This is a genomic window from Streptomyces sp. NBC_01788, from assembly GCF_035917575.1.
In the GTDB taxonomy this organism is placed as follows: domain Bacteria; phylum Actinomycetota; class Actinomycetes; order Streptomycetales; family Streptomycetaceae; genus Streptomyces.
On the sequence record NZ_CP109090.1, the window covers coordinates 7,169,891 to 7,193,900 of the forward strand.

1 protein-coding gene is annotated in these 24,010 nt (G+C 72.0%); it reads right to left on the minus strand.

All coding sequences use genetic code 11. The annotated features are described in order from the left end of the window. Position 1: 1 nt before the first annotated feature. Entirely contained in the window at positions 2–23,938 is a 23,937-nt protein-coding gene (locus OIE49_RS32070) for a non-ribosomal peptide synthase/polyketide synthase (protein ID WP_326805345.1), read from the minus strand. Positions 23,939–24,010: the final 72 nt, after the last annotated feature.

Sequence of the window (24,010 nt, forward strand, 5' to 3'; positions counted from 1 at the left end):
GTCACTGCTCCTGACAGGTCGTCGGGTTCGGTGCGGTCCCGGTGATGTCCGCGATCTTCGCCGCGAGAATCGGGCCGATCTGGGCCAGGGACCCGGGTTGTGTCATGCGGTCGTGGCGGGTGGTGATGTCGTGGGAATCGATGCGCCCTGTGACGTAGGGCTGCCAGATGCCGGCGTTCGCCGAGTCGTTCTCCCGGTCGATGGTGGAGTTGAACAGCAGCAGGTCGCCGTCGAAGACGTCCGGCTCGTGTGCGAGTGCCAGCGTCGCGTTGTTGATCATGATGGCGACGACGGCTTCGATGTGGTGTTCTTCCAGGTTGGCCAGTGCGCTGCCGCGGCGCCGGAGAATCTCCATGACGTCCTGATGGGTCAGCGGCGCGTCACCCAGCTCGTCCGGGTCGCAGTCGGCCATGCCGACCAGCACGTCCCGTTCGCTGGGCACGGGTGCCTCGTCGAAGGTGACGTCCTTGACCGGGTAGGCGTCGAGGATCGCCAGCAGCGAGGTGTGCTCGCCTCGGCCCTGCAGCTCCGCGGCGATCGCGTGGGCGATGAGGCCGCCCGCGGACCAGCCGAGCAGCATGTAGGGGCCCTCCGGCTGGATCCGGCGGATCTGGTCGGCGTAGTCGGCCGCCATCTCCTGGTAGGAGGTGGGCCGCGGTTCGGGCCGGCCGAGGCTGCGGGCCTGGATGGCGTAGACCGGGTGCTCGGGCCCCAGGTGGGTGAGCAGGCCGCTGTAGCACCAGCTGATGCCGCCGCCCGGGTGGATGCAGAACAGAGGTGTGCGGTCCCCGGTGGTGCGCAGTGGCAGGACCACGTCGAAGGCGTCCTCCGGGCCGCCCGTCGCCAGGCGTTCCGACAGGCCGGCGACCGTGGGCGCCTCGAACAGGGCGCGCAGCCCCAGCCCGATCCCCATGGTCTCCCGGATCCGGGAGACCAGGCGGGCGGCGAGCAGCGAGTGTCCGCCCAGGTCGAAGAAGCTCTCGTCGATGCCGACCCGTTCGCGACCCAGCACCTCGGCGAACAGGCCGCACAGCAGCTGCTCCCGCGGGTTGCGCGGGCCGCGTCCCGGCCCGGACGCGCCGTACTCGGGGGCGGGCAGCGCGGCGCGGTCGAGCTTGCCGTTCCGGGTCAGCGGCAGCGAACCGAGGGGAACGAACGCCGACGGGACCATGTAATCGGGAAGGGCGCGCCGCAACCGTTCCGACAGGTCCGCCGGATCGGGCGCCGAGCCGGGCGCGGGTACCAGGTAGGCGACGAGCCGCTTGTCTCCGGGCCGGTCCTCGCGGACGACGACGGCGGTCTGCGCGATCCCGGGACAACCGGCGAGCACCGCCTCGATCTCGCCGGGCTCGATCCGGAAGCCGCGCAGTTTGACCTGGTCGTCGGCGCGCCCCGTGAACTCCAGTGTGCCGTCGGCCGACCGCCGGACCAGGTCCCCGGTGCGGTACATGCGGCTGCCCGCCGGGCCGAACGGGTCGGCCACGAAGCGCTCGGCGGTCATGCCCGGGCGGCTCGTGTAGCCGCGGGCGAGGCCGGTCCCGGCGATGTACAGCTCGCCGACGACACCCGGCGGGACCAGGCGCAGTCCCGTGTCGAGCACATGAAGGCGCATGTTCGCCATCGGCTGCCCGATCGGCACGCCCCGCGTGGTGTCGGGTGGCGCGGTCATGCGGTGGTGGGCGGCGAAGGTGGTCGTCTCGGTGGGACCGTAGCCATTGACCACACGGATGCCGGGACAGGCCTCCATCACCCTCGCGACCGCCGTGGCCGACACCACGTCACCGCCGGTCCACACCTCGCGGACACCGGCGAAGGCGTCCGGCTGTTCTTCCGCCACGAGACGGAAGAAGCCTGCCGTCAGCCAGAGACCGGTCACCTCGTTGTCCGCGACCACCTGCCGCAGCGCCTGGGTGTCCAGCTGCCCGGGCGGCGCCACGACGATCCGGCCACCGCCGAGCAGGGGGACCCAGAACTCGTAGGTGGAGGCGTCGAAGGCCGTCGGGGAGAGCAGCAGCACCCGCTCGTGGGCGCCGCCGCTCCAGCAGGGGGCGAGGGCCAGACCCGCGACGTCGTGATGGGTGACGCCGATGCCCTTGGGCTGTCCGGTCGAGCCGGAGGTGTACATCACATAGGCCAACTGCTCGGGTTCGCCGTGAACTTGAGGATCGGTGGTCCGTGCCTCGGCCTGGTTGAGTGCGGTGAGTACCTCCTCGGTGAGTACCAGCGCGGCACCGGTCTCCCGCACGATGAGGTCGACGCGCGAGGACGGGAAGCGGGGGTCGAGCGGTACGTAGACGCCGCCGGCCTTGACGATCGCCAGAAGCGCCACGACCAGTTCCGGGGAGCGCTCAAGCCGTACCGCCACCGCCGTCTCCCGCCGCACTCCCTGCCCGATCAGGGCATGTGCCAGGCGGTTGGCCCGCGCGTCGAGCTCCGCGTACGTGAGCGTGGTGGACCCGCAGACGACCGCCACCGCGTCCGGGGTCGCGCGTACCCGGGAGGCGAACAGCTCGGGCAGCCCGGCCTCGGGCAGCTCCACACCGGTGCCCTCGGCGAGCAACTGCCCGCGTTCTTCGTCGGACACCGTGTCGATCCGGCTGATCGGTTGCCGCGGGTCGGCGACGACGGCCCGCAGCAACCGGGTCCAGCGGGCGAAGAGCGCCTCGACGGTCTCCCGGTCGAACAGGTCGGTGGCGTACTCCACCGCTCCCAGAATCCCCGCGGGGCTGCCGTCGCCACCGTGCTGTTCGGCCAGGCTGAACGTGAGGTCCACCCGGGCCGTACCGGTCGGCGCCGCCACGTGTCCCACGTCCAGACCAGGCAGGGCGAAATCGGCCGCGGGGGCGTTCTGCAGGGCCAGCATGACCTGGAACAGCGGATGGTGGGCGAGGGAACGGGCCGGGTTGAGGACCTCGACCAGATACTCGAACGGCACGTCCTGGTGGGCGTAGGCCGCCAGAGCGGTCTGCCGGACGCGGCCGAGGAGTTCGCTGAAGGCCGGATCACCGGAGGTGTCGGTACGCAGCACGAGGGTGTTGACGAAGAAGCCGACGAGTTCGTCGAGGGCCGGGTCGGTGCGGCCCGCGATCGGGCTCCCCAACGGGACGTCGTTCCCCGCGCCGAGCCTGCTGAGCAGTGTGGCCAGGCCAGCCTGCAGCACCATGAACACGCTCGCGCCGTGCGCGGTGGCCAGCTCCCGCAGCCCCTGGTGGAGTTCGGCGTCCATCCGCACCGCCAGCTGACCGCCGCGGTGCGAGGCGTTCGCGGGGCGCGGCCGGTCGGCCGGCAGCGTGATCTGCTCGGGCAGGCCCGCCAACGCCTCGGTCCAGTAACCGAGTTGCGTGGCGAAGCGGCTGTCGGCGTCGGATGCCTCACCGAGCAGTTCCCGCTGCCACACCGTGTAGTCGGCGTACTGCACGGGCAGCGGCGGCCATGCGGGCTCCTCGCCCCGGCACCGTGCCGCGTAGGCCGTGGCCAGGTCCCGTGAGAGCGGGCCCATGGACCAGCCGTCGCTCGCGATGTGATGCACCACGACCAGGAGAACGTGCTCTTCGGGCGCCAGCGCGAACAGCTCTGCCCGGAGCGGTGGTTCGGCGTCGAGGCCGAACCCGCGCCCGGCCGCCCGCGCCAGCCGTTCGAGCAGCCCGGCCTCGTCGGTGTCGGTCACCGGCAGGCTCGGACGGGCCTCCGACGGGGTGAGTACGTGCTGGTAGGGGACCCCGCCCTCGGCGCGGAAGACGGTACGCAGGCTCTCGTGCCGGGCCACCACGTCCGCCAGCGACTCCCGCAGCGCCCGCCGGTCGAGCGTGCCGGTCAGCCGCAGCGCGAGCGGCATGTTGTACGTGCCGCTCGGCCCGTCCATCTCGTGCAGGAACCACAGGCGGCGCTGCGCGTGGGACAGCGGCACCCGACCGGGGCGCGGGCGGGGGGTCAGCATGGGCCTGGCCGCCCGTCCGGCCTCGTCCAGCCGCTGCGCGAGACCGGCCACGCTCGGCGTCTCGAACAGGACCCGTACGTCGAGTTCGACGCCGAGGACGGCCCGGACGCGGGAGACCAGGCGGGTGGCCAGAAGGGAGTGTCCGCCCAGGTCGAAGAAGTTGTCGTCGACCCCGACCCGTGGCAGACCGAGGACGTTCGCGAAGAGCTCCGCGAGGAGCTGCTCCTGCGGGGTGCGGGGGGCCCTGCTGGAAGCCGTGGAGCCGAGGTCCGGCGCGGGCAGGGCGGCGCGGTCGAGCTTTCCGCCCGCGGTCAGAGGCAGCGCGCCCAGCGCGACGAACGCGGAGGGTACGAGGTGGTCGGGCAGCCGGTCCCGCAACCAGTCCCGCACCTCGGCCATGAGGGCGCCGGTGGCGCGGACCCCGGCCGGATCGTTGGTCAGCGACGTCGACTGCACACCACGCCGGGCGGGCCGGTACAGCCCGTCCGGTACGCCCGACGGCAGCCGCGACAGGTCGGCGAAGACCACGTCCATCGCGTCGTCCGCCGTGCCGGACCAGGTCACGCCGACCCAGCGGCCGTACTCGGCACCGAGCGCGTGGAACTCCTCCGGGTCCGGGCCGTCGTCGCCGTCCACCGCGTGGAGGCGTGCCAGCAGCTCGGGCAGCGGGGTGTCGCCGGTCCGCACGGCTCGCGCGATGGCGGCCTCCCGGGCGACGCGGCCGTTCGGCACATCGGTGACCCGCAGCACGGCCGGGTCTTGCTCGGCGAGGCGTCCGCGCAGGGTGTCCAGGCCGTCCCATGCCACCTCGGTCCGCACTTCGAGCGGGAGCGGGGCGACCGGCTGCTTGTGCAGGGTGACGTCGTAGCGGTACCGGGTCAGCTCGTTGTGGTGGAGGCCGCGTTTGAGCTGGACGGTGACGGCGCCCAGGCCGTCGACGCGGTCGTGCAGGGCGGTGAAGTAGTCCGGATCGACCAGGAGTTCCTTCTCGACCCGCACTCCCCGCTCCACCGCGCCGCGCACCGCGGCGAGATCCGTGTCCGGGTCCGCCTTGTGCAGCTGCACGGCGGTGGTCAGCGACCGCAGCAGCCGTAGATTGCGGACGTCTCCGACGAACAGGGTTCCGCCGGGAGCCAGAAGTCCCATCAGCCGGTCGACGACCTCGGCCAGATACGCGGCGGTCGGGAAGTACTGGACGACGGAGTTGACCACGATCGTGTCGAAGGTGCCGGCCGGCAGCCCTTCGGTGTCGTGCGCGGGCTGCGTCCGCAGCACGACCCGTTCCGCCAGGCCGGGTGAGCGCTTCACGTGGTGCGTGAGTGCGTCGACGGCCGTGGCGGAGAAGTCCGTGGCCCAGTACGTCTCACATTCCGGGGCGAGTTGTGAGAGCAGCAGGCCGGTGCCGGCACCGACCTCCAGCACCCGGCGGGGACGCAGGGCCCGGATGCGCTCCACGGTCGCGTCACGCCACTCCCGCATCTGCTCGACGGGGATCGACTCGGCGTCGTAACTGCTGTTCCAGCCGGTGAAGTTCTGCCCGAACGAGACTTCGCCCGCGGTGACGGGCAGTGCGTCGTAGATCTCCCGCCACTCGCCCACATGGTCCTGTTCGACGCCGTGGTCGCGGACGGGCTGTGCGCCGTGTCGGGCCACCACGTAGGCGACGAGCTGCTTGTCCTCGGCGCGGTCCTGGCGGGCGATCACGGCTGCCTGGGCGACGTCGGGGTGGGTGGTGAGTACGGCCTCGATCTCGCCGGGTTCGATGCGGAAGCCGCGGACCTTGACCTGTTGGTCGGCTCGGGTGATGTATTCGAGGTTGCCGTCGGTGCGTCGGCGTACGAGGTCGCCGGTGCGGTACATGCGGGTGCCTGCGGGGCCGTGCGGGTCGGCGAGGAAGCGTTCGGCGGTGAGTGCTGGGCGGTTGAGGTAGCCGCGGGCCAGTCCGGCGCCGGCCACGTACAGTTCGCCGGGGACGCCTGCTGGTACGGGTTGCAGGTGTTCGTCGAGTACGTAGACCCGGGTGTTGGCGATGGGGCGGCCGATCGAGGGTGCCTGATCGCAGGGGGCCAGCGGTTGGCTCATCGTGGCGCAAACGGTGGTTTCGGTCGGTCCGTACGCGTTGATCATGCGTCGGCCGGGCGCCCACCGCGCCACCAGCTCCGGAGAGCACGCCTCACCGGCCACGACCAGCGTCGACACCGACAGCGCGCCCTCCGGTACGGCGGCGAGTACCGAGGGCACCAGCGTCACGTGTGTCACTTCGGCGGCGGGGTCGGTCAGGGCCGACAGTGGCGATCCGGTGTGCGGCAGCACCAGCGTGGCGCCGGTCAGCAGCGAGGTGAAGAGCTCCGACACCGACGCGTCGAAGCTGGGTGAGGCGAACTGCAGCACACGGCTGCGCGTGTCGATGGCGAACCGCTCCACCTGCGCCGCGACGAGGCTGGTGACACCCGCGTGGCTGACCACGACGCCCTTGGGGCGGCCGGTCGAACCGGAGGTGTAGATCACGTACGCGGGATGGCGCGGGTCAAGCCTCACGGCCGGGTCGGTGTCGGGCCTGCCGTCGGCGGTGACCACGGTGGGGTCGTCCACGACCAGCACAGGCTTGGCGTCGTCCAGCATCAGCGCGATCCGTGACTGCGGATACCCGGGATCGACCGGCAGATACGCGGCTCCCGCCTTCATCACGCCGAGCGTCGCCACCACCAGTTCCACCGAGCGTGGCAGCACCAGGGCCACGACCTGCTCGGGGCGCACACCTCGCGCGATCAGCTCGTGTGCGAACCGGTTCGCCCGGGCGTTCAACTCGATGTAGGTGAGCGTGGTTTCACCGGCCACCAGGGCCACCGCGTCCGGTGTCGCCCGGACCTGTGCCTCGAAGCTCGCCGGCAGTGGGTTCCCGGGGACGGGGACTGCGGTGTCGTTGTCGTCGACCAGGATGCGCTGTCGTTCCTCGGGGGCCAGCACGTCGATCGCGCCGATCGGCCGGTCCGGATCGGCGACCACGGCCTCCAGCAGCCGCGTCCAATGAGCGAACAGCGTCTCCACCGTCGCACGGTCGAACAGGTCGGTGGCGTATTCGACCGCCCCGGAGATACCGGCGGGGGCGCCGCCACCGGAGCGTTCGAAGAGGCTGATGCCAAGGTCGAACTTGGCGGTGCCGGTGGGCGCCGCCACGTGTGAGACCCGCAGATCCGGCAGGTCGAAGTCACCCATGGGCGCGTTCTGCAGGGCGAACATGACCTGGAAGAGCGGGTGGTGGGAGAGCGACCGCCTGGGGTTGACCACCTCCACCAGGTGCTCGAAGGGCACGTCCTGGTGGGCGAACGCCTCCAGCGCGGACTCCCGTACCCGGCCCAGCAGTTCCGTGAACGATGGGTCACCGGACAGATCGGTGCGCATCACGAGGGTGTTGACGAAGAACCCGACCAGGTCGTCCAGGGCCTCGTCGGTGCGCCCCGCGATGGGACTGCCGACTGCGATGTCGGTGCCCGCGCCGAGCCGGCCGAGCAGCGCCGCCAGCGCGGCCTGGAGGACCATGAACATGCTGGCGCCGGAGCGGCGGGCCAGGTCGGCCAGCCCGGCGTGCAGAGCGGGACCCATCTCGACCAGGAGAAGTCCGCCCCGGTACGAGGCGACAGCCGGGCGCGGCCGGTCCGACGGCAGCGCGATCTGCTCGGGCAGACCGGCCAGTTGCCCGGTCCAGTACGACAGTTGGCGGGCGAAGACGCTCTTCTCGTCGCCGGGGTCACCGAGCAGGTCCCGCTGCCACAGGGTGTAGTCCGCGTACTGCGCCGGCAGCGGTGACCAGTCCGGCTTGCCGCCCTCGCGGCGGGCCGTGTAGGCCGTCGCGAGGTCCCGGGAGAGCGGACCGGTCGACCATCCGTCACCGGCGATGTGGTGGATCACGAGGAGCAGCACGTGCTCGTTCGGCGTCAGTTCGAACAGCTCGGCGTGCAGGGGAGGTTCGCTTGCCAGGTCGAACGGGTGCCGGGCGGCTTCCGCGAGCTGCTCGGACAGGGCACCGCGACTGGTCACGGTCAGTCGTACCCGCGGCCGGGCCTCGTCGACGTCCAGCACCCGCTGGTACGGCACCCCGTCGCTCTCGGCGAAGACCGTCCGCAGGCTCTCGTGACGGGCCACCACATCGGCCAGCGCGTCGCGCAGCGCCTGCTGGTCGAGGTCTCCCGTGAGAAGCAACGCGAGCGGGATGTTGTACGTGGCGCTCGTGCCCTCCATGCGGTCCAGGAACCACAGGCGGCGCTGCGCGAAGGAGAGCGGGATCCGCTCGGGGCGCTCGGCGGCGGTCAGCGCGGGACGTGCCTGCCCGGCGCCGTCGAGCGCCGCGGCGAGCCCCGCCACGGTCGGCGCCTCGAACAGGATGCGCAGACCGAGCTCGGCACCGAGGACCGTGCGAACACGGGCGGCAAGCCGGGTGGCCAGCAAGGAGTGGCCGCCCAGGTCGAAGAAGCCGTCGTCCACACCGACGTCGGACACCCCCAGCACCTCGGCGAAGAGTTCGCACAGAATCTGCTCCCGCGGTGTGCGGGGCGCCCGCCCGGATCCGGCTCCGCCGAACTCCGGCTCGGGGAGGGCGGCGTGGTCGAGCTTGCCGTTGGGCGTCAGCGGCAGGGCGTCGAGCGTGACGACCGCCGACGGCACCATGTAGTCCGGGAGCCGCTCGCGCAGGTAGGCGCGCAACCGCTCGGGTTCGTCGGTCGCGGACACCGCGTAGGCCACCAGCCGGTCCTGGCGGGCGATCACGGCTGCCTGGGCGACGTCGGGGTGGGTGGTGAGTACGGCCTCGATCTCGCCGGGTTCGATGCGGAAGCCGCGGACCTTGACCTGTTGGTCGGCTCGGGTGATGTATTCGAGGTTGCCGTCGGTGCGTCGGCGTACGAGGTCGCCGGTGCGGTACATGCGGGTGCCTGCGGGGCCGTACGGGTCGGCGAGGAAGCGTTCGGCGGTGAGTGCTGGGCGGTTGAGGTAGCCGCGGGCCAGTCCGGCGCCGGCCACGTACAGTTCGCCGGGGACGCCTGCTGGTACGGGTTGCAGGTGTTCGTCGAGTACGTAGACCCGGGTGTTGGCGATGGGGCGGCCGATCGAGGGTGCCTGATCGCAGGGGGCCAGCGGTTGGCTCATCGTGGCGCAAACGGTGGTTTCGGTCGGTCCGTACGCGTTGATCATGCGTCGGCCGGGCGCCCACCGCGCCACCAGCTCCGGAGAGCACGCCTCACCCGCGACGACCAGGGTCGACAGCGTCAGGTCGGCCGCGCCGAACGCGGACAGGGCCGAGGGCGGCAGAGTGACGTGGGTGACGCCGAGGTCCCGGTCCGCGAGCGCCTTCAGGGGTTCCTCGGACGGTGCCAGTACCAGGGCCGCGCCGGTCAGCAGGGCACCGCACAGATCCCAGAACGAGGCGTCGAAACTGGGCGAGGAGACCTGGAGCACCCGGCTTTCCACGTCGAGCCCGAGGCGTTCCACCTGCGCCGCGACGAGGCTGGTGACACCTGCGTGGCTGACCACGACGCCCTTGGGGCGGCCGGTCGAGCCCGAGGTGTAGATCACGTACGCGGGATGGCGCGGGTCCAGTGCGACGACGGGATCCGTGTCAGGGAAGCCGGAAGCACCGGCGATCAGGGTGGGGTCGTCCACGACCAGCGCGGGTCGCGCATCCTCCAGCATGAAGTCGACCCGGGAGCGCGGATACTCCGGATCGACCGGCAGATACGCGGCTCCTGCCTTCATCACGCCGAGCGTCGCCACCACCAGTTCCGCCGAGCGTGGCAGCACCAGGGCCACGACCTGCTCCGGACCCACACCCCGCCCGATCAGCTCGTGTGCGAACCGGTTCGCCCGGGCGTTCAACTCGCCGTACGTGAGAGTTGTTTCACCGGCAGTCAGGGCCACCGCGTCCGGTGTGGCCCGGACCTGTGCCTCGAAGGCCGCCGGCAGTGGGTTCCCGGAGACGGGAATTGCGGAGGCGTTGTCGTCGACGAGGATGCGCTGTCGTTCCTCGGGGGCCAGCACGTCGATCGCGCCGATTGGTCGGTTCGGGTCGGCGACCACGGCCTCCAGCAGCCGCGTCCAACGAGCGAACAGCGTTTCCACCGTCGCACGGTCGAACAGGTCGGTGGCGTACTCCAGGAGCGCGTCCAGCCCACCCGGCGCCCCGTCCGGGCCTCGGCGCTCGGCGAGGCTGAGGGTGAGGTCGACCCGGGAGGTGCTGGTGGCCACGGGCACCCCGGACACCGTGAGACCGGGCAGGGTGAAGTCGCCCATGGGCGCGTTCTGCACGCCCAGCATGGTCTGGAACAGCGGGTGGTGGGAGAGCGACCGGACGGGGTTGACCACCTCCACCAGGTGCTCGAAGGGCACGTCCTGGTGGGCGAACGCCTCCAGCGCGGACTCCCGTACCCGGCCCAGCAGTTCGCTGAAGGTGGGGTTGCCCGAGGTGTCGGTGCGCATCACGAGGGTGTTGACGAAGAACCCGACCAGGTCGTCCAGGGCCTCGTCGGTGCGTCCCGCGACGGGGCTGCCGACTGCGATGTCGGTGCCGGCGCCGAGCCGGGTGTACAGGGCGGCGAGTCCGGCCTGCAGCACCATGAACAGACTTGCCCCACAGCGCCGGGCCAGGTCACCCAGCCCGGCGTGGAGCGCGGCGTCCAGTTCGAGGGCGACCAGGTCACCGCGGTGGGAGGCGGTCGCCGGACGAGGGCGGTCGGCGGGGAGCCCGACCTGGTTCGGCAGCTCCGCCAACTGTCGCTTCCAGTAAGCGACTTGCTGGGCGAAGGCGCTGTCGGTGTCGCACTCGTCGCCGAGGATGTCGTGCTGCCACAGGGTGTAGTCGGCGTAGCTCACCGGCAACGGCGGCCATGCGGGCGCCTCACCCCGGCACCGGGCGGTGTAGGCCGTCGCCAGGTCGCGGGACAGCGGCCCCAGTGACCAGCCGTCACCGGCGATGTGATGCAGAACGACCAGCAGGACGTGCTCATCGGGTGCCAGCGCGAACAGCTCGGCCCTGACGGGCGGTTCGGCGGCCAGGTCGAAGCCGCGGGCCGCCCGCGCGCGCAACACCTCCGGCAGCTCCGCCTCGGTGGTTTCGGTGACGGACAGCGGGATCCCGGCCTCGGCGGCGTCGAGGGTCCGCTGGTACGGCACGCCGTCACGGTGCGGGAACACCGTACGCAGGGGTTCATGGCGAGTCGCCACGTCCGTCAGTGCGGCCTCCAGCGCGCGGCGGTCGAGGTCGCCGGTGAGCCGCAGCGCCAGCGGCATGTGGTAGGTGGCGCTGGGCCCTTCCATCTGGTGGAGGAACCACAGACGGCGCTGGGCGAACGACAGCGGCGTGGGCTCGGGGCGCTGCCGTGCCACCAGGGGTGTCCGGGCGGTGGCGGCGCTGTGCAGTGCGGCGGCGAGTCCGGCCGGTGTCGGGGCCTCGAAGAGCGTCCGGAGCTCCAGTTCCGCGCCGAGGGTGACGCGAATCCGCGAGACCAGCCGGGTGGCCAGCAGCGAATGGCCGCCCAGGTCGAAGAAGTCGTCGTCCACACCGGCCTGGGGCACACCCAGTACTTCGGCGAAGAGCTCGCAGAGGATCTGCTCCTGCGGGGTGCGCGGTGCCCGAGCGCCCGGGCTGTCGCCGCCCGGTGCGGGCAGCGCGCCGCGGTCCAGCTTGCCGTTGGGGGTCAGCGGAAGGGCCTCCAGGGTGACGATCGCCGACGGCACCATGTAGTCAGGAAGCCGTTCCCGCAGGTATGCGCGGATGCCGTCCACTCCTGCGCCGCTGGTTACCACGTAGGCCACCAGCCGGTCCTCCCGGGCCACGACCGCGGCCTGCGCGACCGAGGGATGGGCGGCCAACTGGGACTCGATCTCGCCGGGTTCGACGCGGAACCCGCGCACCTTGACCTGGTGGTCCACCCGGCCGAGGAACTCCAGCTCGCCGTCGGCCCGCCACCGGACGAGGTCACCGGTGCGGTACATCCGCGAGCCGGCCGGACCGTACGGGTTCGCCACGAACCGGCTTGCCGTCAGGCCCGGCCGGCCCAGGTAGCCGCGGGCCAGCTGCGCACCGGCCAAGTACAGCTCACCCGCGACACCGGGCGGCACCGGCCGCAGCGCGGAGTCGAGCACGTACACCTGGCAGTTGGCGATGGGACGGCCGATGGGGACCGGCAGCGGGCACTCGGAGAGGTCGGCGGGGAGCGGGTAGGCGGTGACCACGTGGGTCTCGGCGGGGCCGTAGTGGTTGTGCAGGACCCGGTCGGCGCGGTGGGTGCCGAGGCCCCGGACCTGGGTGCCCAGCCGCATCGCCTCGCCGGCTTGTGCGATCACCCGCAGGCTCGGCAGGTCACGCCCCTGCTCGGCGGCCGCCTCGGCGAGCGCCTCGAGCACGAGGTTGGGCGCGTAGAGCTCCTCCACCCCGTGCTCGTCGATCCACTGGGCCAGCAGCTCGGCGCTGCGGCGCTGCCCGTCGGAGGGAACCACCAGGGTCTTGCCGAACAACAGGGCGGAGAGCATCTCCTGCGCGGAGACGTCGAAGCTGACCGCGGTGAACTGGGCCACCCGCGTGCCGGGTTGACCACCGATGGCGCGGTGGTGCCACTGGAGGAGGTTCACCAGGGCGCCGGAGGGCATGACGACGGCCTTGGGGAGGCCGGTGGACCCGGACGTGTAGATGACGTACGCCGGGTGACGCGGATCGGTCGCGACCGCGGGATCGGTGTCCGGGTGCCCGGGCCCCGCCTCGACGTCCCGCGAGTCGTCCAGGACCATGGCCGGGCGCGCGTCGTCCAGCATGAACGCGACCCGGGACTCCGGGTACTCCGGGTCGATCGGAAGGTAGGCGGCACCGGTCTTCAGCACCGCCAGCACGGCGACCGCGAATCCGGCCGAACGCGGAAGCCGCAGCGCGACGATCCGCTCCGGGCCGGCTCCCCGCTGGATCAGGGCATGGGCGAGCCGGTTGGCGCGGGCGTCGAGCTCGGCGTACGTGAGTGTGGTGTCGCCGCAGATCACGGCGGGCGCGTCGGGTGTGGCCCGCACCTGGGCCGCGAACAGGCCGGGCAGGCTGGTGCCGGGGAACTCGACAGCGGTCGCGTTGCGTCCGATCAGCAGGGCATCGCGCTCGTCGGCCGTGAGGATGCCGAACGAGCTGATCGGCCGGTCGGGCTGGGCGACCGCCGCGCGCAGCAGCCGCACCCAGCGGGCGAACAGCGTCTCGACCGTCTCCTGGTCGAAGAGATCGGTGCCGAACTCGACGTATCCGTGGATCCCCCCGGGCGTGCCGGTGTCGCCGCGTTCCACCAGGTGGAACCCGAGGTCGAACATGGCTGTCGGGGTGTGCACGAGATGGACCTCGGCGTGTACGCCGGGCAGGTCGAAGGCGCTGCGCGGCACGTTCTGCAGTGCGAGCATCACCTGGAACAGCGGTTGCCGGGAGAGTGAGCGGGCCGGGTTCAGGGCCTGCACCAGGTGCTCGAACGGCAGGTCCTGGTGCGCGTAGGCGCCCAGGGCCTGTTCCCGCACCCGGCCCAGCAGTTCGGCGAAGGTCGGATCGCCCGAGGTGTCGGTGCGCAGGACGAGCGTGTTGACGAAGAAGCCGACGAGGTCGTCCAGCGCCTGGTCGGTGCGGCCGGCGATGAGGCTGCCGACGGGGATGTCGGTGCCCGCGCCCATCCGGGTCAGGAGCGCGGCGATTCCGGCCTGCAGCACCATGTACGTGCTGACGCCGTGCTCCCGGGCCAGCGCGGTGAGCCCCCGGTGAAGGTCCGCGTCGAGCTCCACGGTCAGATGGCGGCCGTCGTACGAGGTGGTGGCGGGGCGGGGTCGGTCGGTGGGCAGCGGGATCTGCTCCGGCAGCCCGGCCAGCGTCGTCGTCCAGTAAGCGGTCTGGCGGGCGGACAGGCTGCCGGGGTCGTGCGGCTCGCCCAGCAGCTCCTCCTGCCACAGCGTGTAGTCGGCGTAACTCACCGGCAGGCACGCCCACTTCGGCTCCGAGCCGTTCAGCCGTGCCGTGTATGCCGTGGACAGGTCGGCGGCCAGGGGACCCAGCGACCAGCCGTCACCGGCGATGTGGTGGACCACGATCAGCAGGACGTGCTCATCCGGACCGAGCGCGAACAGCTCGGCGCGCACCGGTGGTTCGGTGACGAGATCGAAACCGCGTCGCACGGCCTGTCCGAGCAGCTCCGGCAGTTCGGCCTCGGTGGCCCCGACGACCGGCAATTCGGGGCGAACTCTCGAAATGTCCAGGATCTGCTGGTACGGAACGCCGTCGTGTTCCGGGAAGACCGTCCGCAGCGTCTCGTGCCGGGCGATGACGTCGGTGAGGGCTGCCCGCAGGGCGGCGCTGTCGAGGTCTCCGGTGAGCCGCCAGGCCAGCGGGATGTGGTGGGCGGGGCCGGCGCCCTCCAGTTGGTGCAGGAACCAAAGACGCCGTTGCGCGGAGGAGAGCGGAATCCGCGCGGGGCGCTGCCGAGGGACCAGCGCCCGGCGCGCCTGCCCGGCCTCGCCGAGACCCGCCGACAGACCCGCCACCGTCGGGGTCTCGAACAGGGCGCGCAGCTCCAGTTCCACACCCAGTGCCGCGCGCACCCGGGCGACCAGGCGCGTCGCGAGCAGCGAATGGCCGCCCAGGTCGAAGAAGTCGTCGTCGACCGTCACCTTCGGCACGCCCAGCACCTCGGCGAACAACTCGGTGAGGAGCTGCTCCTGCGGCGTCCGGGCGGCCCGGCCGCCCGGAGTGGTGGTGACCTCGGGCTTCGGCAGCGCGGCGCGGTCGAGCTTGCCGCTGGCGGTCAGCGGCAGTGCGTCCAGGGTCACGAACGCGGCCGGGAACATGTACTCCGGGAGCCGGTCCCGCAGATGGGCCCGCAGCTCTTCGGGCCGTGGCGTGCGGTCCTTCGCCGGCACCAGGTAGGCGACGAGCCTGGTGTCGTCCGCCCGGTCCTGGCGGGCGAGGACGGCGACCTGGCCGATCTCCGGATGGCCGGCCAGCGCGGCCTCGATCTCGCCGGGTTCGATACGGAACCCGCGCACCTTGACCTGCTGGTCGACGCGGCCGATGTACTCCAGGTCGCCGTCGGTGCGCCGGCGTACGAGGTCGCCGGTGCGGTACATGCGGTTGCCTGCGGGGCCGTACGGGTCGGCGACGAACCGTTCGGCGGTGAGTCCAGGGCGGTTGAGATAGCCGCGGGCCAGTCCGGCGCCGGCCACGTACAGTTCGCCGGGGACGCCCGGCGGTACCGGTCGCAGGCGTTCGTCGAGCACGTACACCCGGGTGTTCGCGATGGGACGGCCGATCGACGGTGCCTGATCGCAGGGGACGAGCGGCTCGCTCATCGTCGAGACCACCGTGGTCTCCGTCGGCCCGTACACGTTGATCATGCGGCGGCCGGGCGCCCACCGTTCGACCAGCTCCGCCGGACACGCCTCACCCCCGACGATCAGCGTCGACACCGACAGCGCGCCCTCCGGTACGGCGGCGAGTACCGAGGGCACCAGCGTCACGTGTGTCACTTCGGCGGCGGGGTCGGTCAGGGCCGACAGTGGCGATCCGGTGTGCGGCAGCACCAGCGTGGCGCCGGTCAGCAGCGAGGTGAAGAGCTCCGACACCGACGCGTCGAAGCTGGGCGAGGCGAACTGCAGCACACGGCTGCGCGTGTCGATGGCGAACCGCTCCACCTGCGCCGCGACCAGGGCGACCACGCCCGCGTGGCCGACCACGACGCCCTTGGGGCGGCCGGTCGAACCGGAGGTGTAGATCACGTACGCGGGGTTGTCCGGGGCTACGACGGTCCGGGGGTCGGTTTCCGGCAGGGCCTCCAGCAGGGCGGCTGCGTCGGGGGAGTCCAGCACCAGGCGGTCGGGTTCCTGCGCGCCGAGCGGGCGGTCGTCGAACGCGCTGCTGGTGAGCAACAACTTGGGCCGGGCGTCGCGGACCATGAACTCCAGCCGGGCGGCTGGGTAGTCCGGGTCCAGTGGCAGGTAGGCGGCGCCGGCCTTGAGCGCGGCGAGCACGCCGACGACCAGGTCGACGGAGCGTGGCAGCGCGAGCGCCACGATGTCCTCGGGCCCCACACCGCGGCCGGTCAGCGCATGAGCGAGCCGGTTCGCACGGGTGTTGAGCTCGGCGTACGTCAGTGTGGTGTCGCCGCACGCCACGGCGACCGCGTGGGGGTGGGCGTGGACCTGTGCCTCGAACAGGGCCGGCAGCGCGACCGCGGGCGCCTCCGCGGTGGTGCCGTCGGCGGCCGCCAACTGCCGGCGTTCGTCGGCGCTGAGGATGTCGTACTCGCTGATCAGCCGCTCGGGGTCCTCGGTCGCGGCCTCCAGCAGCCGTACCCACCGCTCGGTCATCGACCGCACGGTCCGCGGGTCGTACAGATCTCCGGCGTACTCGATGAACCCGTCGATGCCCTCGGGGGATCCGTCCTCACCGTGGCGCTCGGACATCGAGAAGACCAGGTCGAGCTTGGAGGTGGTCGTCGTCAGCCGGACGCCGGCGACGTCCAGACCCGCCAGGGCGAGGTCGGCCCTGGGGGCGTTCTGCAGCACCAGCATGACCTGGAACAGCGGATGGTGCGCGAGTGACCGGGCCGGGTTGAGGACCTCCACCAGGTACTCGAACGGCACGTCCTGGTGGGTGTAGGCGCCGAGCGCCACATCGCGGACGCGGCCCAGCAGACGAGCGAAGCTCGGGTCGCCGCTGGTGTCGGTGCGGAACACCAGGGTGTTGACGAAGTACCCGATCAGCTCGTCCAACGCCTGGTCGGTCCGCCCCGCGATCAGGCTGCCGACCGGGATGTCGGTCCCCGCGCCCAGCCGGCTCAGCAGCGCCGCGAGCCCGGCCTGCAGCACCATGTACAGGCTGGTGTCGTGGTCGCGTGCCAACTCACGCAGTTTCCGGTGGAGTTCGGCGCTCAGTTCGACGGTCACGAAGCCGCCGCGGTGGGACGCGATCGCGGGGCGGGGCCGGTCGGTGGGGAGTTGGATCTGTTCGGGCAGCCCGGCCAGGTTCTCCGTCCAGTAGGCGGCCTGGCGGGCGAAGAGGCTGTCCGGGTCGGTGTGGTCCCCGAGCAGCCGATGCTGCCAAAGGGTGTAGTCGGCGTACTGCACCGGCAGTTGCCCCCACTGCGGCTGCCGGCCCTGGCAGCGGGCCGCGTACGCGGCGGTCAGGTCGTGCGCCAGGGGACCGAGGGACCAGCCGTCACCGGCGATGTGGTGGATGACGAGCAGCAGCACGTGCTCGTCGGGCCGCGGGGTGAAGAGCTCGGCGTGGAGGGGTGGTTCGGCGGCGAGATCGAACGAGTGGGTCAGCGCTTCGGCGAGGGCGCGATCCAGCTCCTCCTCGGTGGTGGAGGCCGGACGCAGCCTCACACGGGCGTCCGCCGGGCTCACCACCTCCTGGTGAGGCGCGCCGTCGATCTGCGGGTACACCGTGCGCAGGCTCTCGTGCCGGGCCACCACGTCCGCCAGGGCGGCCTCCAGGGCGATCCGGTCGAGGGGGCCCGTCAGGCGCCAGGCCATGGGGATGTTGTAGTTGCCGGTGGCGCCCTCCAGCTGGTGCAGGAACCACAGGCGCCGCTGCGCGAAGGAGAGCGGGATCCGCTCGGGGCGCTCCTGCGGGGTCAGCGCCGGCCGTGCCTCCCCGGCCTTGGCGAGGCTCGCGGCGATGCCCGCGGGGGTCGGCGCCTCGAACAGGGTGCGCAGCTCCAGCTCGACCCCGAGGGTGGCGCGGACCCGGGCCACCAGCCGGGTGGCGAGCAGGGAGTGGCCGCCCAGATCGAAGAAGCCGTCGTCCACCCCGGCCTCGGCCACACCGAGGATCTCGGCGAACAGCTCGCACAGGATCTGCTCCTGCGGCGTGCGCGGAGTCCGGCCGCCGCCCGTGCGGCCAAACTCCGGCTCGGGCAGCGCCCCGCGGTCGAGCTTGCCGTTGGTGGTCAGCGGCAGCGTGTCCAGCGGCACGAAGGCAGCGGGGATCATGTACTCCGGCAGCCGCTCCCGCAGGTGTTCACGGAGCACGGCCGACTGCGGGGCGGCGCCGGACGCGGGCACCACGTAGGCGACGAGACGGGTGTCGTCGGCGCGGTCCTGACGGGCGAGGACGGCCACCTGAGCGACGTCGGGATGATCGGCCAACGCGGCCTCGATCTCCCCGAGTTCGATGCGGAACCCGCGCACCTTGACCTGGTCGTCGGCGCGCCCGACGAACTCCAGCGTGCCGCGGGAGCTCCAGCGGACCACGTCACCGGTGCGGTACATCCGCGCCCCCGGCCGACCGTACGGGTCGGCCACGAAGCGCCCGGCGGTGAGCCCCGGCCGGTTCAGGTAGCCGCGGGCGAGACCGGGACCGGCCACGTAGAGTTCACCCGCCACACCGGGCGGCACCGGTTGCAGATGGGCGTCGAGCACATAGGTGCGCAGGTCCGGCATGGCGGTGCCGATGTCGCCCGCGGCCCCGGTCACGGTGCTGTGCCGGTCGAGGGCGGCGTAGGTGACGTGCACGGTCGTCTCGGTGATGCCGTACATGTTCACCAGGACCGGGGCGTCGTCCTGGTGGCGCCGGTACCAGTCGGCGAGCCGGGCCGGCTCGAGCGCCTCGCCGCCGAAGATCACGGTGCGCAGGGCAAGCGCACCGCCGGTCCGCGGGTCGTCCTGATCGGCCCGCATCAGCTGGTAGAACGCGGATGGCGTCTGGTTGAGCACGGTGACGCCTTCGTCGGCGAGCAGCCGCAGGAAGCGGTCCGGGGAACGGCTGACGTCGTGCTGCACGACGACGAGCCGCCCACCGTGCAGCAGCGGGCCCCACAGTTCCCACACCGAGAAGTCGAAGGCGTACGAGTGGAAGAGCGTCCACACGTCATCGGCACCGAAACCGAACCAGTGCCGGGTGGCGGCGAACAGGCGCACCACGTTCCGGTGGGGGACGACGGCGCCCTTCGGCGTGCCGGTGGAGCCGGAGGTGTAGATGACGTACGCGGGGTTGTCCGGTGCGACGGCGACACAGGGATCGGTGTCCGGGGCCGCGTCGAGGCGCGCGAGGACGGCCGGGTCGTCGAGCAGGAGCCGCTCGGCCGGTTCGTCACAGCCGGTCAGCCCGGCGACGGCGGGGCCGGTGGTGAGCAGGAGGGCGGGCCGTGCGTCCCGCAGCATGAAGGTGATCCTGGCGGCCGGGTACTCCGGGTCCACCGGGACGTAGGCCGCGCCTGCCTTGAGGACCGCGAGGACCGCCACCACCAGCTCCGCCGAGCGCGGCAGGGCCAGCGCCACCAGCTGCTCAGGACCGGCGCCCCGGGAGATCAGCAGATGGGCGAGACGGTTGGCTCGTGCGTTCAGTTCGCGGTAGGTGAGCGAGGTCTCGCCGGACACCACGGCGACCGCGTCCGGGGTGGCCCGGGCCTGCTCCTCGTAGAGCGCGGTGATGGTGGTCGGTGCGACGGTGTCCGGTGCAGTGTCCGGCGCGGCGAGCAGGCTTCGGCGTTCCTCCGGCGCCAGCACGTCGATGCGGCCGATGGGCTGGTCCGGGTCGGCGATCGCGGCCCGCAGCAGCCTCACCCAGCGTTCGACGACGACCTCCACGGTGGCCGCGTCGAACAGGTCGGTGCTGTACTCCACGAAGCCGGCGAGCCCGTCCGCGGTGCCTTCGGCGGTGTGCCGCTCGGACAGGTTGACGGTGAGGTCGTACTTGGCGGTGCCGGTGTGCACCAGCTCGCTCTCGACGTGCAGTCCCGGCAGGTCGTAGGCGTCCTGGGGGGTGTTCTGCAGCGCCAGCATGATCTGGAACAGTGGATGGTGGGCCAACGAACGGGCGGGGTTGACCGCCTCCACCGTGTGCTCGAAGGGCAGGTCCTGGTGGGCGTAGGCGGCCAGGGCGTTCTTCCTGACCCGTGCGAGCAGTTCGGTGAAGGACGGGTCGCCGGACAGGTCCGTACGCAGCACCAGGGTGTTGACGAAGAGGCCGATCAGGTCGTCCGCGGCCTCGTCGGTGCGGCCTGCGACGGGGGTGCCGATGGCGATGTCCGTACCGGCGCCGAGCTTGCCGAGCAGGGCGGCCAGACCCGCCTGGAGCACCATGAAGGTGCTGGTCGTGCTGGTCCGCGCCAACTCCCGCAAAGCAGCGTGGAGTTCCGCGTCCATGTGCAGCGGCACATGGGCGCCGCGGTACGACATCGTCGCGGGTCCGGGCCGGTCGACGGGCAGCTCGGTCCGATCGGGCAGGCCGGCGAGGTTCTCCTTCCAGTGGGCGAGCTGCCGGGCGCTCAGGCTGCCGGGGTCCGACTCGTCGCCGAGCAGTTCACGCTGCCACAGGCAGTAGTCGGCGTAACTCACGGGCAGCGGTGCCCAGTCCGGTGCCTCGCCTCGGAGCCGGGCGGTGTAGGCGGTGGTCAGGTCGCGCGCGAGGGCCCCCATCGACCAGCCGTCGCCGGCGATGTGGTGGACCACGACGAGCAGCACGTGCTCCCGCGGGCCCAGTACGAAGAGCTCCGCCCGTACCGGAGGCTCGGCCGCGAGGTCGAAGGCGTACCGTGCCGCGTCGGCCAGCCGGTTCGGCAACTCGGCCCCGGTGGTGCCGGTGACCGGTAGCCGCAGTGGCACCTGTCCGGGGTCCAGGACGCGCTGGTGGGGGACGCCGTGAGTGTCCGGGAAGACCGTGCGCAGGGTCTCGTGGCGGGTCACGACGTCCGCGAGAGCGGCTTCCAGGGCGCCCCGGTCCAGGGATCCCGACATGCGCAACGCCAGCGGGATGTTGAAGGTGGCGCCGCCACCCTCCATCCGGTGCAGGAACCACAAGCGGTGCTGCGCGAACGACAGTGGCACCACGTCGGGCCGGCTGCCGGCGGTCAGCGAGGGCCGCCGCTGCCCCGCACTGTCGAGTGCGGCGGCCAACCGTGCGACGGTGGGCGCGTCGAACAGGTCACCGAGGCCGAGCTCGGCATCGAGGACGGACCGGACACGGGCGATCAGCCGCATGGCGAGCAGGGAGTGCCCGCCGAGGTCGAAGAAGCTGTCGTCGACGCGTACGGCGGGCAGCCCCAGCACCTCGGCGAAGAGCCGGCACAGCAGTTGCTCCCGGAGCGTGCGGGGCTCCCTGCCGGGTTCGGCCACCGGGGCGTGCGGGGCGGGCAGGGCCCGGCGGTCGAGCTTGCCGCCCGCGGTCAGCGGAAGCCGGTCCAGGACCGCGAAGGCCGCCGGAACCATGTGACCGGGCAGCCGCTCCCGCAGAAACGTACGCACCCGGTCCACCTGGACACCTTCGGCGGCGGGCACGACATAGGCCGCCAAGGACGGCTCGTCGGACTGGTCCTGCCCGACCACGACGGCCGCCTGCGCGACATCGGGGTGCTCGGCGAGCGCGGCCTCGATCTCGCCCGGTTCGATGCGGAAGCCCCGGACCTTGACCTGGTTGTCGGCGCGACCGGTGAACTCGAGGTCACCGTCCTGGTTCCACCGCACGATGTCCCCGGTGCGGTACATCCGCGCCCCGGCCGGGCCGAAGGGGTCGGCGACGAACCGTTCGGCGGTCAGTCCGGGCCGGTGGAGGTAGCCACGCGCCACCCCGGCCCCGGCGATGTACAACTCGCCCGGGCTGCCGGGCGGAACGGGCTGGAGTCCGCTGTCGAGCACATACGCCCGGGTGTTGCCGATGGGGCGGCCGATGACGGGGGCGGGGGAGGTGCCGATCCGCGCGGTGACCGCGTCGACCGTGCATTCGGTCGGGCCGTAGAAGTTGAAGGCGGCCACGCCCTCGACCGAGCCCAGGTCGTCCCAGAGTCGCTCCGGTACGGCCTCACCACCGGCGATGACCACGGAGGGACGCCATCGGCCGGCGTCGAGCAGGCCGTGGGAGAGCAGGATCCGCCAGTACGACGGCGTGGCGTTGACCAGATCCAGGCGGTGGCGGACGAGGTGGTCGGCGAAGGCGTCGGGGTCGGTCCATGTCCGCTGGTCCACGACATGCAGCTCATGACCGGCGAAGAGGCACGACAACTGGTCCCAGGCCGCGTCGAACGACACCGACGTGGTCAGCGCGACCCGCATCCGCCGCGCGGACGCGGCGGTGAACAGGGTCCACCGCTGGTGGTGGAAGAGGTTGACCAGGCCCCCACAGGTGGCCACAACCCCCTTGGGCCGGCCGGTGGAACCGGACGTGTAGATGACGTAGGCCGGGTGCTGCGGATCGACGGGGATCGCCGGGCGGGTGTGCGGGTAGGTGTCCACCATGTCGGCGGTGTCCGGGTGGTCCAGGACCACACGTTCAACGGGCGATGCGCCGGTGAGCCTCTCGGCCGTGCCGGTGTGGGTGATCAGCAGCGCGGGCCGGGCGTCGTCGAGCGTGGCGGCGATACGGGCCGCCGGGTACTCGGGGTCGAGCGGCAGGCAGGCGGCACCGGACTTGAGTACGGCGAGGATCGCCACCACCAGCTCCGCGGAGCGCGGCAGGGCCAGCGCCACCAGCCGCTCGGGTGCCGCGCCGCGGGCGATCAGCAGATGCGCGAGCCGGTTGGCCCGGGCGTCCAGTTCGGCGTAGGTCAAGGTGGAGTCGGCGGCCACCACGGCCACCGCGTCCGGCGCGTCCTTCACCTGCTCCTCGAAGAGCTCGGCCGGACCGGTGCGCGGTACTTCGGCATGCGTGCCGTCGCGGTCGGCCAGGACCTCGCGACGTTCCCGGCGCGACAGCAGGTCGATCCCGCCGACGCTCTGCTCGGGGTCACCCTGCGCGATCCGCTCCAGCAGCCTGCCCAGGCGCTCCCCGTGGCGGGCGAACTCGGTCTCGTCGTGGGCGTCGGCGGCGGCGTGGAGCTTGATCCGTGGTCCCGAGCCGTCCCGTCGGTCCACACCCCAGAGCGCCAGGTCGCTGGTGGTCCCCTCGGCGACGTTGTGGGCCGTGACGCGGTGTCCGGCGAACGTGATGTCGTAGGGGAAGGACATGATGTTGACGACCGGGGAGAAGGCCGTGCTGATACTGCCGGGCAGGGCGAGTTCGCGGTGCACGTCCTCGGCACGGTAGCGCTGGTGCTCCCGTGTGGCGCTGACCTCCTGCGCGGTCTGGTTCACCAGTTCCGACCAGCGCATTCCCGGGCGCACCGTGAGGCGCAGCGGTACGAGATTGGAGGCCGCTCCCGGTGTCGCCGCAAGCGTGGGATCGGCGGGCGGGCGGCCGGTGACGGCGAGCCCGAGGACGATGTCCCGCGCGCCGGTGAGCCGGTGCGTGTAGAGGGCGGCCGCGGCGATGAGCACGCGGGACCATCGGGTGCCGGCTTTGCCGGCCGCACTACGGAGTGCCTCCCCGACCGGTCCGGTGTCCAGTTCGGTCCTGCGTACGGCCGCGGAACAGCCGCCTGCGGCGCGCGTCGACAACCGCACGGCCTCCGGGCGGTCCGCGAGCCGCTCCAGCCAGTACGCGCGGTCCGCGGCGAACTTCTCGGACAGGCGGTAGGCGGTGTCGCTCGCCACCAGGTCGTCCAGCGAGGCGAACGCGGTGGGTGTCGCGCTCCGGCCGTCGACGAGGAGTGTGTACGTCTCGGCGAGGCGCCGCGCGACGAGCGAGTAGCCGTACCCGTCCATCACGAGGTGGTGGTAGCCCTGGTACCAGAGGAAGCGGTCGGGCGCGAGCCTGAACAGGGCGTAGCTGAACAGGGGATCACGAGTGAGGTCCAGCGGGCGGGCGCGGTCGGCCGCGATCCAGGCGAGCGCCGCCGCGCGGGGGGAGGCCTCATGGCTGAGGTCGACGTGGGGCAGCCGCCAGTCCGTCGTCGCGCGCAGGACCTGCGTCGGGCTGCCCGCGTTGTCGGCGAACCGTACGTGCAGGGCGTCGACCTCGTCGACGACCTGGCGCAGGGCGGCCTCGAAGAGAGTGCCGTCGACCGGCCCGTGGATCTCCAGGTACTCGCCGATCCGGTAGGCGGGGATCACCCCGATCGATGCCTGTTCGGCGAGCCAGAGCTCGCGCTGCGCCGCTGTGAGCGGGAGGGCGGCACCGTCGCGACGGGACATGGGGGTACCTCCAGAGGTGTTTCGGAGATGGCTGATGCCGCCGGCGTCACTGCCGGCCGACCAAGCGGTCAG

Bases quoted from the DNA above. Each gene is read 5' to 3' on its own strand.
- OIE49_RS32070 (WP_326805345.1), bottom strand. From the start codon at position 23,938: ATGTCCCGTCGCGACGGTGCCGCCCTCCCGCTCACAGCGGCGCAGCGC.